At 41.1% G+C, this 14,625-nt stretch carries 16 protein-coding genes, 2 other RNA genes, 2 pseudogenes and 2 other annotated features; of the genes and pseudogenes, 18 read left to right on the top strand and 2 right to left on the bottom strand.

From position 1 onward, the window contains the following. Positions 1–52: 52 nt before the first annotated feature. An RNA gene (gene asrH, locus BSU_misc_RNA_92) (antitoxin RNA) lies at positions 53–191 on the top strand. On the opposite strand, the gene bsrH is transcribed toward asrH, so the two are convergent. Further along, a complete protein-coding gene (bsrH, locus tag BSU_26055) occupies positions 179–268 on the bottom strand; it encodes a skin region; type I toxin (protein YP_009513980.1) in 90 nt (29 codons plus the stop codon). The two genes, asrH and bsrH, sit on opposite strands and share 13 nt — an antisense overlap. Positions 269–501: 233 nt before the next feature. On the opposite strand from bsrH, the gene ratA reads away from it, so the two are divergent. Continuing rightward, positions 502–724: antisense RNA controlling synthesis of TxpA, membrane associated toxin of a toxin antitoxin system; skin element (ratA, locus tag BSU_misc_RNA_81), an RNA gene on the top strand. Here ratA and txpA read toward each other — a convergent pair. Continuing rightward, positions 648–827: a toxic peptide of toxin-antitoxin system; skin element gene (txpA, locus tag BSU_26050; protein NP_390482.1), complete on the bottom strand. Its 180-nt coding sequence runs from the start codon at positions 825–827 to the stop codon at positions 648–650. The two genes, ratA and txpA, sit on opposite strands and share 77 nt — an antisense overlap. A 145-nt stretch (positions 828–972) precedes the next feature. After that, positions 973–1,410: a sequence feature (Evidence 5: Unknown function; PubMedId: 8760915, 8969508), on the top strand. Here txpA and yqbNn point away from each other — a divergent pair. From yqbNn to cwlA, 16 genes and pseudogenes are all read left to right on the top strand, one after another. Beyond that, a pseudogene (yqbNn, locus tag BSU_26040) lies at positions 973–1,410 on the top strand. It overlaps the preceding feature by 438 nt. After that, positions 1,410–1,601 (top strand) — a sequence feature (Evidence 5: Unknown function). It overlaps the preceding pseudogene by 1 nt. Beyond that, a pseudogene (gene yqbNc, locus BSU_26039) lies at positions 1,410–1,601 on the top strand. (Overlaps the previous feature by 192 nt.) Before yqbNn ends, yqbNc begins: the two co-directional pseudogenes overlap by 1 nt. A 2-nt stretch (positions 1,602–1,603) precedes the next feature. Then, on the top strand, positions 1,604–6,361 hold the full coding sequence (gene yqbO / locus BSU_26030) for a putative tape measure protein; skin element (RefSeq protein ID NP_390480.2): 4,758 nt from the start codon (positions 1,604–1,606) through the stop codon (positions 6,359–6,361). Next, positions 6,354–7,013 (top strand): putative phage murein-binding protein; skin element, encoded by a 660-nt coding sequence (gene yqbP, locus BSU_26020; RefSeq protein NP_390479.1) that lies wholly within the window; start codon positions 6,354–6,356, stop codon positions 7,011–7,013. The genes yqbO and yqbP overlap by 8 nt, the downstream gene beginning before the upstream one ends. 12 nt (positions 7,014–7,025) lie before the next feature. Next, a complete protein-coding gene (yqbQ, locus tag BSU_26010) occupies positions 7,026–8,006 on the top strand; it encodes a conserved phage protein of unknown function; skin element (RefSeq protein ID NP_390478.1) in 981 nt (326 codons plus the stop codon). After that, on the top strand, positions 8,003–8,266 hold the full coding sequence (yqbR, locus tag BSU_26000; protein NP_390477.1) for a conserved phage protein of unknown function; skin element: 264 nt from the start codon (positions 8,003–8,005) through the stop codon (positions 8,264–8,266). Before yqbQ ends, yqbR begins: the two co-directional genes overlap by 4 nt. A 12-nt stretch (positions 8,267–8,278) precedes the next feature. Further along, complete coding sequence (gene yqbS / locus BSU_25990) at positions 8,279–8,704, top strand: conserved phage protein of unknown function; skin element (RefSeq protein ID NP_390476.1); 426 nt, start codon at positions 8,279–8,281, stop codon at positions 8,702–8,704. Next, the gene (gene yqbT, locus BSU_25980; RefSeq protein ID NP_390475.1) at positions 8,697–9,743 is read left to right on the top strand and encodes a putative phage baseplate assembly protein; skin element; all 1,047 of its coding nucleotides are present in this window, start codon (positions 8,697–8,699) and stop codon (positions 9,741–9,743) included. Before yqbS ends, yqbT begins: the two co-directional genes overlap by 8 nt. Further along, positions 9,727–10,305 carry a putative phage tail baseplate protein; skin element gene (gene yqcA, locus BSU_25970; protein ID NP_390474.2) on the top strand — a complete coding sequence of 193 codons (579 nt, stop codon included), beginning with the start codon at positions 9,727–9,729 and terminating at the stop codon, positions 10,303–10,305. The genes yqbT and yqcA overlap by 17 nt, the downstream gene beginning before the upstream one ends. Continuing rightward, on the top strand, positions 10,302–10,574 hold the full coding sequence (gene yqcB, locus BSU_25960; protein NP_390473.1) for a conserved phage protein of unknown function; skin element: 273 nt from the start codon (positions 10,302–10,304) through the stop codon (positions 10,572–10,574). Before yqcA ends, yqcB begins: the two co-directional genes overlap by 4 nt. Positions 10,575–10,576: 2 nt before the next feature. After that, positions 10,577–11,677, top strand: a complete 1,101-nt coding sequence (gene yqcC / locus BSU_25950; RefSeq protein NP_390472.2) for a conserved phage protein of unknown function; skin element — start codon at positions 10,577–10,579, stop codon at positions 11,675–11,677. A gap of 9 nt (positions 11,678–11,686) precedes the next feature. Continuing rightward, positions 11,687–12,022, top strand: coding sequence for a conserved phage protein of unknown function; skin element (gene yqcD, locus BSU_25940; protein ID NP_390471.1), 336 nt, complete (start codon positions 11,687–11,689; stop codon positions 12,020–12,022). Further along, positions 12,019–12,183: a conserved phage protein of unknown function; skin element gene (gene yqcE, locus BSU_25930; RefSeq protein NP_390470.1), complete on the top strand. Its 165-nt coding sequence runs from the start codon at positions 12,019–12,021 to the stop codon at positions 12,181–12,183. The genes yqcD and yqcE overlap by 4 nt, the downstream gene beginning before the upstream one ends. A gap of 87 nt (positions 12,184–12,270) precedes the next feature. Then, entirely contained in the window at positions 12,271–13,164 is an 894-nt protein-coding gene (gene yqxG / locus BSU_25920) for a putative phage-related lytic exoenzyme; skin element (RefSeq protein NP_390469.1), read from the top strand. 44 nt (positions 13,165–13,208) lie between these two features. After that, positions 13,209–13,631, top strand: a complete 423-nt coding sequence (yqxH, locus tag BSU_25910) for a putative holin; skin element (RefSeq protein ID NP_390468.1) — start codon at positions 13,209–13,211, stop codon at positions 13,629–13,631. Positions 13,632–13,675: 44 nt separating this feature from the next. Next, positions 13,676–14,494, top strand: a complete 819-nt coding sequence (gene cwlA / locus BSU_25900; RefSeq protein ID NP_390467.1) for an N-acetylmuramoyl-L-alanine amidase; skin element — start codon at positions 13,676–13,678, stop codon at positions 14,492–14,494. Positions 14,495–14,625 lie beyond the last annotated feature (131 nt).

Raw genomic sequence — 14,625 nt, 5'->3', positions numbered from 1 at the left:
TCAACCGTACCAAATGGAAACATGTATTTCTTTCAAAAGAAATGCATAAAATAAAAGAGACCCGGTTGCCGCCGGGTCAGTATAAATGTTGGCCCATCAAGAGGGCTGGCTTAACAACTTCATGAAAGTATTTAGGATAGACTTTACCCTTTTACTTTGCCGAGCTCAAGGGGTGGGTCTATTTCTTCTTTATATAAGTCAACAGGGCAATTATAAATGACCCGAAAGCAAGCATAAGCATTAATGCTTGAAATGTTGACACGTGCATCACCCCCTTTCATGAGGGAGTGAGCCAGACCGCCCTTGAGATGTTGAAAGCCAATATTCATTTATACTAAACCATATTGTACCATAACACTTTCATAATCCGAGGGTTTTTAATAAAAGAAAAAGGGTTAAGGCTTCTATGATCAGGTCATTTTGAACTCATAGATAAAAAAAGTAACAAATAAAAGATACAAATAATTATATAATCAATATATATTCATGTTATAATGGTGCCAAGCAAAAGTATTGCAACTACTGGCGTAAGCTTATAGTTGGTACCACATTACCACATTACCACTTGTTAATGTGTGTTACTTTCATGAGAAATGCTAAAATATAAAAGCCAGAGTGTGGCAGCACTCTAGCTTTTAAAAAAGAAACTACCCTTTAATAGGAGGGTCCTCGTGTAGACACTTTTCCTTTACAGTAATGTAAATAGGATGAGTGTCTTTTTTTCTAAGCATGAATAATAATGTTAAAAGAGATATTACCCATGTCATAATCCCGCCTATTAAATTGGCAAAGCCGATCATGACCATTAGAGATTCATAGGTCGACATAATTTCACCTCCTTTCATATTCGGAGGATAAGCTAAGGTAGCTTCAAGAATCTATTATACATGAATTATATGGAAAGCACATTCAAAAAGTATGAATGTGCTTTTTTTCTTGTCCAAAACTAAAAAGTAAAAGGAGTTAATAAACATGAGTGAAAAACAAAACGAAAAAGTATACGATCTTTCATTCTTTATGCCAGGACAAACAATTGAAGCGGAAGAGGTAGAAGTTCCGATTTCTAAACGGTTTGTAGACAAAGAAGGCAATGTTGTTCCATTCATTTTCAAAGCAATTACGACTGAACGAATTGACGAACTTGAGAAAGAGAACACCACTTACAAAAATGTAAAAGGCCGCGGCCGTGTGAAGGAGTTGGACAGCCAACGCTTTTATGCTCGTATTGCGGTTGAAACGACTGTTTATCCGAACTTTAAAGCTAAGGAACTACGTGAGGCTTACAAAACAGAAGATCCAGTGGAAGTCGCCAAACGTGTTCTTTCAGTCGGCGGTGAATATGCAAATTGGCTGAACAAAGCAATTGAAATCAACGGTTTTGATGATGATCTCGAAGACCTTGAAGAAGCAGCAAAAAACTAGTAAAAGACGGGGACAAAGAGGCTGTATACCTTTACTATGCTATGCATGAGCTCAAATACGCCCCGTCAGAATTAAGAGAACTATATGAGGCTCCGAAAGCATTCAAGGCGCTCTTATATGGATTAATCGGTTTTAAGCTTGAGCTGTTAGAAAAAGAAGCGAAGAAGGGAGGTAATTAACTATGGCTAAACTAACAGCCACGTTTGAATTACATGATAAGATTTCCCGCAAGCTTCGAATGATACAAGGCAATGCTGAAAGACTTAAGAGGGCTGCTAATGGCCCTCTTATTTTTGAGGCTGAAGACCGGACTGAAAGAGTTATGCGGCAAATTGATCGATCAGCCAACCGTTTGACGGCTCGGGCTCGATTGCTTGAAATGGGTTTAGATGATCGAGTTTCGAATGGCTTACATTCTATACGCCAGCAAGCAGAGGATCTTACCGAAGGCAGTCATGAGGTGACGGTTTCCGTAAATGATCAAGCTACACCACGTTTTCGTTTGATCCGTGGAGGTCTCACTGATTTGAATAGCTCGCACGCTGAGCCAACTGTTTCAGTACGTGATCATGCTTCTAACCAATTAGATGAGATCCGTCGTCATGTGACTGATGTAGATAGCGAACATGCAGAGCCAACTGTTTCTATTAAGGATAGAGCTTCAGCGGCTCTGGATGCTATTGAAGCGAAAATAGACAGCTTGAAGGGTGCTACCATTACTCTGGCAGTTGCAGGTGGTTTTTCTGCAGGTTCAATTATGGGTTCTGGTAAAAGCACAATGTCTCAGGATGCTTATGTGTCAGCAACTTCAAACGTTAATAAGAAAGATGTTGCAAAAATGACGGATCAGATCTATTTCAACAATAAAGCGGGCAGTTCTCGGGAAGAAGTCAGTTTATCTCTAAGAAACTTATCGCAACAGACAGGGGCGTCTAAAAAAGCTCTGGCTGAATTGACTGAGTCATCAAGTAAGATTGCCCAGCTTATGAATGCTGATCAGGCAGAGGTAGATCGTGCTTTCAGTTCAATGTATAACAACTTGAAATTGTCTGGGAAACAAAGCGGAGACTTAATTGCTTATGTATACCGGAATGCCGGTGACCAGGCTGATGATTTATTAGACACGATGAATGAATACAGTTCCACCTTTAAAGACTTGAAGCTCACAGGCGGCCAAATTGCAAACGCGATGATAAAAGGAACAAAGGGTGGAGCCAGAAACTTCGATAACCTAGCCGATAGTATGCGTGAGTTTAACATCCGCCGAACCGAAATGTCTGATAGTCAAGTGGACGCATTTAAAACACTGTTCGGAGCCAAGGAAACTAAGAAAATGTTCAAGGGCTTCAAAGATGGTTCAATAAGCGGAGAGGAAAGTTTATTTAGGGTGGCAAAAGCCCTTTCTAAAGTGAAAGACAAAACAAAGCGGGCTGCTATTGCGACTGAGCTTATCGGGACACAATATGAAGACCTTAAGCAGCCTATTTTAGATATGGCTGAGGGTATTGGTACAAGTGCCAAAACAAGCGGTGAATTGGAACGAAGCTTTACGAAACTTCGGGATAATAACCCGATGACACCGGTTAATGATGCCATGAGAGATTTTGAAAGCATATCTAAGGATATGGGAACCTCTCTGCTAACTGGATTAGGACCGGCCTTTGATAAAATCAGCTCGTTCATTAACAGTAAAGAAGGTCAGGAAAAACTTAAAGAGATCAAAAAAGATATTGCTGATCTAGGTGAGGAGATAGGTGATAAGTTAAACGTAGCCATTGAGTGGAGCGTCAACCATTGGGATGATTTGAAAACAGCGATTAAAGTTGTGATCCCCTCTTTAATTGGATTGATTGGTTATTTGAAAATACTTCGTCCGCTGTTAAAAGGCATAGGTACTGTCGGAAGTGATGCAGCAGGCGTAATCCGAAAATTAATTCCAAAACGTACTCCTAAAGCTGGTACTAATACGCAAAGTGAAAGGAGGAATAGAAACAGTAATCGTAATGCTAGCACAAGGGGCAGAGAATCCAAAACTGCCACAGGTCCAACGAGTTTACCTCGAAGCGGCAGCTTGACATATTGCTGTTGTAGCGATGGAGGTAAAAATGATCGCATTCGTAGAAGACGAGGGAAAAGAGTTTTAGGTCGACGCGGTAATCCAAACCGAATGAACCCTTCTGATAGTTCAATTGCTGTGTCATCTGAACGGTTGGAGAGAAGGCGTTCCGGTAGAACTGTAGGTACTAATCCAACTAGAGATTCAAGATCAGCAATAATCACTACGAGATCGGAGCTATACTCAGCTGGTAGAGCTGCAGGCGGTACATCGAAGTTCGGGAAAGTCTTAAGTCCTCTGAAAAGTGTTGGCAAGTTTGCAAAGGGAGTCCCTCTATTAGGAACAGCGTTAGCGGCAACCGATTTAATTGGGATGAATAAAGATAATGTTGGTGAAAAAATTGGATCAGCTGGCGGTGGCCTTGCTGGAGCGGCTACAGGAGCAGCTATTGGCAGTGTTATTCCAGGAGTGGGAACAGCTATTGGTGGATTAGTTGGTGGTATAGCAGGCACCATGGGCGGCTCAAGTTTAGGTAAAGCGTTTGATGGTTCAGAAGTAAAGAAGAAACTAAACAGTACATTATTTGATCAAAAATGGTGGTCTGAAAAATGGTCAGGCATTAAGAGTAATGCGAAGACTTCCATCAATGGGTTAAGTGATACATGGTCTAATGTAAAAGAAAAGGTGAAGTCCACTTTATTTAATAGTGAATGGTGGTCTGAAAAGTGGTCTGGCGTTAAAAGCTGGGCACAAAACAAATGGAATAGTGCATCATCTGTTTGGGAGTCCGTAAAGGGAAAAATAAAATCCACTTTGTTTAGTGAGAAGTGGTGGTCAGGTAAATGGGAAGGCGTAAAAAGTTGGGCTCAAAGTAAGTGGGACAGCGCGTCTTCTGTTTGGCAATCAGTTAAAGGAAAGCTGAAATCCACTCTATTTAGCGAGAAGTGGTGGTCAGGAAAATGGGAAAGTGTAAAAAGCTGGTCCAAAAATAAATGGGACAATGCTAAATCAATATGGAAAAGTGTTAAGAGTTCCATCTCAGAAACCCTTTTTAGTAAGAAGTGGTGGTCTGAAAAGTGGCAGAGTGTAAAGGAATTGGGAAGCAGTATTTTAGGCGGGGTAAAAGAAGTTGGTGGTAAAGTAGCTTCAAGTGCGAAAAAAACTGCTGGTAAAGCGTGGGGATATGTGAAGAGTGGCGTAAATTATTTATTTGGTTCGGGAAAAGAAAAGCCAAAGAAACATGCTACTGGTGGTTACATTACGAAGCCAACAATATCTTGGATTGGTGAAGCTGGTAAAGAATTCGTTATCCCTGTTGAGAATAATAAAGGTCGCGGCAAAATGCTCCTTTCTCAAGCTGCTTCGAAATTAGGGATGAGTGTGGTTGATGATATAGCGTCTGCTTCATCTGCAGGAGGTGAACCGGCAACTTCCCCGCTAGTCCGTAGTGCGGCGGTGACTGCTTCTGTATCTCCTATTATTGACACATCCAGTCTTGATGAACAAGCAACATCATTTGGTCAACAGTTCACGAAGAGCTTTGATCAAGGAATTAGAGATAATGTTGTTTCTATGGAAGCATGGAAACAGAAAAACGTTGGACAACCAATGAACAATTTAATCTCTTATTCTCCGAATTACGGAAAGCAAGTGGTCAATGGTTATGCTAAAGGTCAAAACAGCACTTCGACCGGTACAGATGGCTTCTTGCAGACGAAGGTTAAAATGCCATTTCAGAACACTGTTAATAAATCTTCATCATGGGGAAGCGGAACGATCAAAGGTTTTGCTTCCGGACAAAATAGCTCACAAACTGGTACTGATCAATACGTCAGCACTCATATTAACAAGCCGTTTATCCGCTCTAAAGAATCATCAAACGGATGGGGAAGCGGTATGATCGGTAATTTTGTTTCAGGCATGACTTCTAAGGCAAGTGAAGTCAATGAGGCTGCCAAGGAACTGGCGAAAAAAGTTGAGAAGGCATTTCGTGAAGAGCTGGATATTCATTCACCTTCCCGTGTCATGATGAGTCTTGGGCGTTTTGCCTCTATAGGTATTGTAAAAGGTCTGGATTCTGTTGATGTAAAAAAGTTTGCTGAAAAACAAGCAGGCTCACTAGCTGCCGCTTATTCTGGAATGGGCGCAGTAAGCGGAAATGTGAAGCAATGGCTCATGGCTGCTATCATGGCTACAAAGACACCGATGAGCTGGCTTCCAGGGCTGATGACAATTGCTCAGCATGAGTCAGGCGGTAATCCGAAGGCAATCAACTTATGGGATAGTAATGCGAAAGCAGGACATCCATCTCAGGGGCTCATGCAGACAATCCCAAGTACCTTCAACGCACACAAATTGCCGGGCATGAATAACATTCTTAACCCGATTCACAACGCTGCTGCTGCGATTGGCTATATCAAAAGCAGATATGGATCAATTAATAATGTACCAGGCATTAGAAGCATGAGACATGGAGGTCCATATGTTGGCTACGCTAACGGCGGACTTATTACCAAAGAGCAGATTGCCCGTGTCGGTGAAGGAAACAAAAGGGAATGGATCATTCCGGAGGAGCGAGGCATCCGTGGACGTTATTTATTAGCCCAAGCAGCTAAGGCACTCGGAATGGAAGTCACAGACCCATCTGAAAAAGGTCAAACTGAATTATCTTCAGGTCAGGTAACAGCTGCCACAACGGGTCGTAATCAAACAACGTTTAAAGCTGCAGGTGGCAAAGAGGTCATTATTCAGTTTAATGGCGATCAGCATTTTCACAATGACCAAGACATGAACAGTCTTGTAGCTAAGATTAAGCAGGCCCTTGTCGATGAGCTTGAACAGGATATCAACATTGGAACGAAGGGAGTCGTTGCTTTTGACTAAATCCATATATGAATTCTGGATTTCACAAGGGAAGGACAAGCTGCGGCTTCCGGTCCTTCCTGAACAAATTGATATATCCAACACAATTCAAAATGAATCAGTAAAAGTGGCTAGTTTTGGGGAGATCACTTTTATTGATAAACCGGGAGCGAAAGAAATTTCGTTCTCTTCTTTTTTTCCAAAGAAACACAGCCCGCTTGCTGAGTATAAGGGATTTCCTTCTCCTGAAAATGCTATTGCAAAGATCGAGAAATGGGTGAAATCTAAAAAGCCGGTTCAATTCTTAATTACTGGAACGAAAATTAATTTAACTTGCAGTATCGAGGTTTTTTCTTATACAGAGGGCCAAAAAGATATAGGTGATCGTGATTATGAAATAAAGCTGAAGGAATACAAAACTGCTTCGCCGCGGAAGATCAAGCAGAAGAAAAAGACGAAGAAGAAACGGCCATCTAAATCAGCTCCTAAAACATACACCGTTAAGAAAGGCGATACACTGTGGGACCTTGCCGGCAAATTTTATGGAGACAGTACAAAATGGCGCAAGATATGGAAAGTCAATAAAAAGGCTATGATCAAACGAAGCAAACGGAATATAAGACAGCCAGGACACTGGATCTTTCCTGGGCAAAAATTAAAAATACCGCAGTAAGCAGGTGATGACATGATAGAACTTTTCGTCATTAAAGAAACGGAATGGCTTGAGCTGGTAACTGAAAGTGTTTCCCTCGAAGGGCAACGGTATCAGGCGCCGCGATCGATTACGGCCAAGATCATTACGAAACAGGGAACCCATTCATATTACAGCGTATCTGAAGGGGATACAGTTTTATTTAAGTGGAAGGGCAAAGAACTGTTCCGGGGCATTGTGTTTTCTCGCAATCCGGAAGAACACTGGATGACTTTTACGGCTTATGATATGCTGCAATATTTGGTCAAGAACAAAGATGTTTATGTTTTCTCAAATCAACGTGCAGACGAGATTATAAAACGGTTGGCGCGAGATTTTCAGATTCCGACTACATCCATTGCAAATACAGGTTACACCATTAAATCATTAGTGTTTAAAGATGATACGAGCCTTTATGACATGATTCTAAAAGCCTTGAAACAAACGAAAAGCCAAACCGGAAGGAATTATCAATTATATTCTGCGAAGGGGAAGCTTGGCCTTCGCGCTTGGCCAGATCTGTCAGAAGTATGGGTGTTGGAGACGGGTGTGAACATCACCGGCTATCAATACAGCACTTCAATTAATGACACGGCCACAAAAGTAAAGCTCCGCCGGCAGAAAGACAATAAAACATACACAGCCACTGCAAGTGACAGCTCAGGGATCAGTAAATATGGTGTGCTTCAGTATGTCGAAACGGTTTCTGATAACATTAACCAGGCGCAGCTTCAGGAGCGTGCGAAAGTCAAACAGGCACAGAAAAAAGGTGTTAAAAAAGAACTCAAGAGTATTCAAGCGATTGGCATTCCGGATCTTCAGAGCGGGTTGCCCATCTATATCTCAATTCCGGAAGTCGGGGTTAAGAAAACATACTGGATCGATACAGACAAACACGAATTTAAAGGATCGACACACACGATGACCATTGATGTGGTTGAGAAAAATTCTATCCCTGATGGTGTTTCCTCATGAGATTAAGTGAAGCAATCAAACATTTGGCTGTCCGTGCAGTTGATTCTGAGTCGCCAGTGGATATTCTACCGGCTGAAGTGGTTTCCGTTTCCCCTGTTGAAATAAGGCTTAATGAAAATGACAAATTAATAATACCTGCTGATTTGATTATTGTTCCAAAGCGGCTGCGGGCCGGTGAAGAAGCATTAAATACAGGTGAGCGTGTGATGATTGTCTCCTTAAAAGGCGGGCAATCATTTTTTATTCTCGACAAAATATAGGAGGTGTTTGGAATGGCTTTGTCTCCGGAAATCGAGTTTGAGGATATAGAAGATGACAGCGAAGTCATAGAGACCTCGCAAACCTACAAAATAGATTTTGAAAATGGCCGTATCACAAATGAAATCATCACAGGCCTTGAAGCGATCAAGCAGTTTGTATATTTGTCTCTCCATACTGAGCGATACGCATATTCTGTTTACAGTCATGACATTGGAAATGAACTTCAAGACGTGCTGGCAGATAACGAAACAACAGACGCATATAAGAAAATGGAGATCCCTCGGCTGATAGAGGAAGCACTGATCTATGACGATCGGATTTCTGCTGTTACAGATTTTGAAATAGAAAAACAAGGCGAATCGTTCCGTGTCTCCTTTACAGTCGAGACTGACGAAGGAACATTGGAGATCGAGGAGGTGCTTGGCGAGGATGTTTGAAGATCAAACCTATGAATCGATTATGGATCGAATGTTGAACAGCATTTCAGCGGACATTGATAAAAGGGAAGGCAGCGTGATTTATAACGCGTTAGCTCCTGTAGCCGCAGAATTGGCCAAGTCTTATATTTGGCTCGATACTGTTCTGGAACTTGTCTTCTCAGACACGGCCCAAGGGGAATTTTTAGATCGACGAGCTACTGAAGCAGGCATTGAGCGGACTGCTGCCACAAAAGCAGTCAGGGCAGGGGAGTTTACTGAAGGCGTGACCATTCCTGTAGGGTCTCGCTTTTATGTTGATAATCTTTATTTTCAATACACAGCTGACGGGACGTTGGAGTGTGAAACAGCGGGGGAAGCAGGGAACGCAAACATATCCGGTCAGAATCTATTGTCATTAGACACTATACCTGGGCTTCAAAAAGCGATTGTGAAAGAGATTCTGATTCCTGGACGTGAAGAAGAGGATGATGACAGTTTAAGAGCTAGATATTTTACCCGCGTGCGTCGAGAAGCTGTCAGTGCCAATAAAGCACACTATAAACAATGGGCTGAAGAAGTAGACGGAGTGGGGAAGGTAAAGGTCTTTCCGCTTTGGAACGGGGACGGTACAGTCAAAATTGTCGTGACCAATGCTAACTTGGAACCTGCTTCCGATATTTTAATATCAAAGGTGAAAAACTATATTGATCCTGAACCCGGACAAGGTGAGGGACAAGCGCCAATAGGTGCCTTTGTCACAGTGGAGAGTGCGGTATGGAAAGAGGTTGAGATTTCAGCCGAGGTACTTCCCGAGGTCAATAGCTCTATCGATCAGGTAAAGCAAGAAATTGAATCAGGTGTTTTAAATCTTTTTAAAAAGATTGCCTTTGAAGATAACGTCATCCGTTTATCGCAGATTAATAATATCGTCTACAATTCACCTTCAGTAAGTGATTACGCAGATATTAAAATCAACGGCGTGGCCGAAAATTTGGTTCTGAGTGCCGTCGAAATCCCTAAATTGGGGCAGGTGAACATCATTGAGCAAACTCGATGAAATGACTGCTTACCTGCCGCCGTTCCTTACCAAGTTAAAGGAAATGGCTGAACTTCTTAAAGCGGAAGCTCCGGAATTTGAGAAGCAAAATAACAGCATCTTTGATCTGACAGATCAGCTGTTTGTTACTACGGCAACCTGGGGGCTTGAACGATGGGAAAAGATTTTGAACGTACCGCGGGAATCAGGTGACACCGATGAGATCCGCCGATTGCGCCTAATCTCTAAAATGTCCAATATACCGCCGGCAACATATAGGGCCATTGAACACGCGTTGAACCGGTTCCTGAAAAATCCGTCAGCTCAGGTTCGGCTGCTTCCCGGAGAGTACCGTTTTAAGGTTGATATTGATATAGATGATATGCAGCATATGAGCGAGCTCATAGAAACATTGGAGAATATGAAGCCAGCTCATTTGGCATATACCTTGCGAGCTGCTTTGAATGAGCCACTCCAAATAAAAGATACTGTCATTTTGAATAACAGAAGGTATCGAAAAGCAAGTGAGCTAAAGGTAGGTTATTCCGTCACGCTCAATAATAACGAGGTGGTCCTTGTATGATTACACAGCTTTATAGAGAGCGTACAGCTGCAGATTTGAAAAATAGAATATCGAAAGTGCTGCTGAATGGAAATGAAACAGAAATTGTGGAACTCACCATTCAGGGTGCCGTTGTCACGGTGCTTACTCAACGAGAGGAAGACATCAAACATATTAAGAGTGTTCAGATACTTGATGATCAAAACAACGTGATTACGGAAAGAACAACAGATTTAGACGTTAGTAATAATAGAACGCTAGATTTTAGGATTACTTTTGAGGTGGTTTAACAATGGCTTATGATGCAAAAACAGATTGGCTCCCGGACGATCCGATTAATGAAGATGATGTGAACCGTTGGGAGAAAGGCATTCAAGATGCGCATAAAGATTTAGCTGTACATAAAAATGACATGAACAACCCTCACAATACAACAAAGGCGCAAATCGGGCTAGGGAACGTTGATAATGTACAGCAAGCTTCGAAAAAAGAATTTGAAGAGCATCGTAATGATTTACAACGGCACATTACACCAGTGGAACGGGAGAATTGGAATGCAAAAGAAACAATTGTCGGAGCTCAGGAAAAAGCGGATAAGGCTTTATCGGATGCAAAATATTACGTGGATACCAACTATAAAAATAACAATCTGACGTTAATTACTGGAGACAATGCTATTCAAGATGCAAGAACAGGAGGGGAAGAATATCCTTTAGGACTGACCTTAATGGACATTGGGCAGGGAAATACTACAGGCTACCCCTTGGGTTATGGCATTGTCAAAAATGAAAAATATAATAATTACCGTTTCACTCAATACTTTTACGGAACAGGGAATGAGTCTGGGACTTACTATGACAGTACAGGAGTTTGGATTAGACACTGGTGGAGTGGTTCAGGCTGGACTCCGTGGCAAAAGATATCAGGTTTTGCTCATGCGAATATTGGAACTACAGGTGTTCAGTATTTAAAAAAGATTGATCACACTAAAATTGCATTTAACAGGGTCATCAAGGATAGCCATAATGCTTTTGATACTAAAAACAATCGATTTATTGCTCCGAACGATGGAATGTACTTAATCGGGGCAAGTATATATACCTTAAATTATACATCTTATATAAACTTTCATTTGAAGGTTTACCTAAATGGAAAAGCATATAAAACACTGCACCATGTAAGAGGAGACTTTCAGGAAAAGGATAATGGGATGAATCTTGGTTTAAACGGCAATGCGACTGTACCCATGAATAAAGGAGATTACGTTGAAATCTGGTGCTACTGTAATTACGGAGGAGACGAAACACTGAAAAGGGCAGTAGATGATAAAAATGGTGTATTTAACTTTTTTGATATACAAGAACTTGGAGGCCGAAACTATCCAAGATTTTAGGAGGTAACGATGAATATAGGTGAAGCTATTCTTTTTAAATACCCAACAGCTGATCCCACAAAGGATTTTATTGTCCAGAATAATGGTGATGGAACTCCCTCATATATAGCAGAGTGGAATATTAGGGCACCTATACCCACGGAAGCAGAGTTAAAAACTTGGTGGGAAGAGCTTCAGAGTACATCTGCATATGAACCACCAGTTCAAGTGGATCTACTTGCAAGAGAGTTGTCACAGGAAAAACTGGCTCGTAAACAGCTTGAAGAATTAAACCAAACTTTGGGAAGCGAGCTTTCAAAAATAAAGTTGCAACTGCTTACTCTACAAGGAGGGCAAGGTTCATGAATTATTGGGTGCTGGCTTTGCATTATAACTGGGCTTCTTCTGAAATGGTGAAACAGGCAATTCATCTCAAAGATTGTTCGCCCGAAGATTTACAGGAAGGAATAGAGAAAAAACTCATTACAGCTGAACAGTATAAAGAGATCACAGGAGAAGCCATTTAGGGCTTTTTTATTTTTCCTTAAAGGAGGTGGTTCCGTTGTAAACCCATGCTCACCACTAATGATCTACAATAGCAAGGAGGATTTATAATGGCATCATATAGTTTTCAATTTTCAACAGATGCAACTGGTAAGCCGGGGGCAGCCAAGCCATACAGAGAAGGAAACAGAGATTTTGTTGTGCCGGTAGCTTCAATCTCCGGTAATTCAGAGCTGCTGACGAACGCAGTTTTAAAAGCCACTGAAGTCTACACGCAATATGGACAAGATCGATTAGGTCAGGTTTTAATTTCAAAAGTAAAAGGTCACGCTTATTCTGATCGTGAAGGTACCTTATTCATTGAAGAAAGTAACGATATGAATTCATGGACCACAATCTCTTCATTGGTTGTTAAAGCAAATACGCTTGGCGAGACTGAGTGGATTCATTTAACTAAACGATATTTCCGTTTCAGATACGCAAATGGTAACCTGCAGCAATCTGAATTCTTACTTTACCAGTCATTGGGCGCAGGTGAAGAGGATATAAACATTAACCATACTGTTCCTATTACAGCAGTTGCTCCGTTCTCAGTCCAGTTAGATAAAAGCGGGTTAACTAATGATGGTCGTTTAAAAGTTCAAACTGAAGGCTTGAATCTTAGCTCATTAGACACTCAATCAAAAACAATGGATATTGTCTTTCACGATAAAACAGAAACCATAGGTGAGGGTAACCCATTCACCGTTGGATCATTCAAAACGTTGCTCATTGAGGTTTATGGGACGGCTGAGACAAGTGAATTGAAGTTCTGGGGTAAATCCTTATCGGGAACAAAAAGAGCCCTTAGAGGGCAGAAAGTGGATGACGGAACGTTTGCCACTAGCACAAAAGGAAAATCAGAAGCTTGGTCTTTTAGCATTACTGGCTTTAAAGAAATTGTTATGGAGCTTACAGCTTTAACAAATGGAAACTTTTCAGTTAGAGGGACGGCCGTCTCATAAGATCCGGCTGTCCTTTTTTATTTGCCTCGGAGGAGGTGATTAGAATGGAGGAGACAAGTTTGTTTATCAATTTTGAAACATTAGATTTAGCAAGAGTATATTTATTTGGAGGGGTGAAGTACCTTGATTTACTTCTAGTACTTAGCATAATTGACGTTTTAACAGGAGTAATCAAGGCATGGAAATTCAAAAAACTGCGAAGTCGAAGCGCATGGTTTGGCTATGTCCGCAAGCTACTCAATTTCTTTGCGGTCATTTTAGCAAACGTGATTGATACAGTACTCAATTTGAACGGTGTCTTAACCTTTGGTACCGTTCTTTTTTATATCGCTAATGAAGGTTTGTCAATAACTGAAAACTTAGCACAGATTGGTGTTAAAATACCATCATCAATAACAGATCGATTACAAACAATTGAGAACGAAAAAGAACAGAGTAAGAATAACGCAGACAAAGCTGCTGGCTAAGCCAGTGGCTTTTTTTATCTTACTGACAGAAGGAGAGAGGGTATATGGCCATTAAAGTTGTAAAGAATCTAGTCTCTAAATCAAAGTATGGATTGAAATGTCCTAATCCAATGAAAGCTGAATATATCACTATTCATAACACTGCGAATGATGCTTCAGCAGCCAATGAGATTTCTTACATGAAGAATAACTCTAGCTCAACAAGTTTTCACTTTGCAGTAGACGATAAACAAGTCATTCAAGGTATTCCAACGAATCGTAACGCTTGGCACACAGGAGATGGAACAAACGGTACAGGGAATCGCAAGTCTATTGGTGTCGAAATTTGTTATAGCAAGTCAGGAGGGGTACGATATAAGGCAGCGGAAAAGCTTGCTATTAAGTTTGTGGCTCAGCTACTTAAAGAACGTGGATGGGGTATTGATCGAGTCCGCAAACATCAAGACTGGAATGGTAAGTATTGCCCGCACCGCATTTTGTCAGAGGGAAGATGGATTCAAGTTAAGACTGCAATTGAAGCAGAATTGAAAAAGTTGGGCGGAAAAACAAACTCAAGCAAAGCAAGTGTAGCTAAAAAGAAAACAACAAACACAAGCAGCAAAAAAACGTCATATGCGCTACCATCCGGTATTTTTAAAGTGAAGAGCCCAATGATGAGAGGGGAAAAGGTAACACAAATTCAAAAAGCACTGGCTGCACTATACTTTTACCCGGATAAAGGAGCAAAAAACAACGGCATTGACGGCGTGTATGGTCCGAAAACAGCAGATGCAATTAGACGATTCCAGTCTATGTACGGGCTTACTCAAGACGGTATTTACGGACCAAAAACGAAAGCGAAACTTGAAGCTCTCTTGAAGTAAATAAATAGTCTCCTTGAGTATCTTTCTCAAGGAGATACTTATGTTTATTTTGTTACAGATAGTTCAAAATTATTCTAATATTTGAGTAAAAAGTATTATTTTTCTAGTCTGAACATAATGTTATCATTTAC

It is taken from the genome of Bacillus subtilis subsp. subtilis str. 168, assembly GCF_000009045.1.
GTDB lineage: Bacteria > Bacillota > Bacilli > Bacillales > Bacillaceae > Bacillus > Bacillus subtilis.
Note: the sequence above shows the minus strand (reverse complement) of the source record. Positions and strands in the feature narration are given on the sequence as shown.

Bases quoted from the DNA above. Each gene is read 5' to 3' on its own strand.
- yqbS (NP_390476.1), top strand. From the start codon at position 8,279: ATGGCTTTGTCTCCGGAAATCGAGTTTGAGGATATAGAAGATGACAGC.
- txpA (NP_390482.1), bottom strand. From the start codon at position 827: ATGTCGACCTATGAATCTCTAATGGTCATGATCGGCTTTGCCAATTTA.
- yqcD (NP_390471.1), top strand. From the start codon at position 11,687: ATGAATATAGGTGAAGCTATTCTTTTTAAATACCCAACAGCTGATCCC.
- yqbR (NP_390477.1), top strand. From the start codon at position 8,003: ATGAGATTAAGTGAAGCAATCAAACATTTGGCTGTCCGTGCAGTTGAT.
- yqxG (NP_390469.1), top strand. From the start codon at position 12,271: ATGGCATCATATAGTTTTCAATTTTCAACAGATGCAACTGGTAAGCCG.
- yqbT (NP_390475.1), top strand. From the start codon at position 8,697: ATGTTTGAAGATCAAACCTATGAATCGATTATGGATCGAATGTTGAAC.
- yqcB (NP_390473.1), top strand. From the start codon at position 10,302: ATGATTACACAGCTTTATAGAGAGCGTACAGCTGCAGATTTGAAAAAT.
- cwlA (NP_390467.1), top strand. From the start codon at position 13,676: ATGGCCATTAAAGTTGTAAAGAATCTAGTCTCTAAATCAAAGTATGGA.
- yqcE (NP_390470.1), top strand. From the start codon at position 12,019: ATGAATTATTGGGTGCTGGCTTTGCATTATAACTGGGCTTCTTCTGAA.
- yqbO (NP_390480.2), top strand. From the start codon at position 1,604: ATGGCTAAACTAACAGCCACGTTTGAATTACATGATAAGATTTCCCGC.
- yqbQ (NP_390478.1), top strand. From the start codon at position 7,026: ATGATAGAACTTTTCGTCATTAAAGAAACGGAATGGCTTGAGCTGGTA.
- yqxH (NP_390468.1), top strand. From the start codon at position 13,209: ATGGAGGAGACAAGTTTGTTTATCAATTTTGAAACATTAGATTTAGCA.
- yqcC (NP_390472.2), top strand. From the start codon at position 10,577: ATGGCTTATGATGCAAAAACAGATTGGCTCCCGGACGATCCGATTAAT.
- bsrH (YP_009513980.1), bottom strand. From the start codon at position 268: ATGCACGTGTCAACATTTCAAGCATTAATGCTTATGCTTGCTTTCGGG.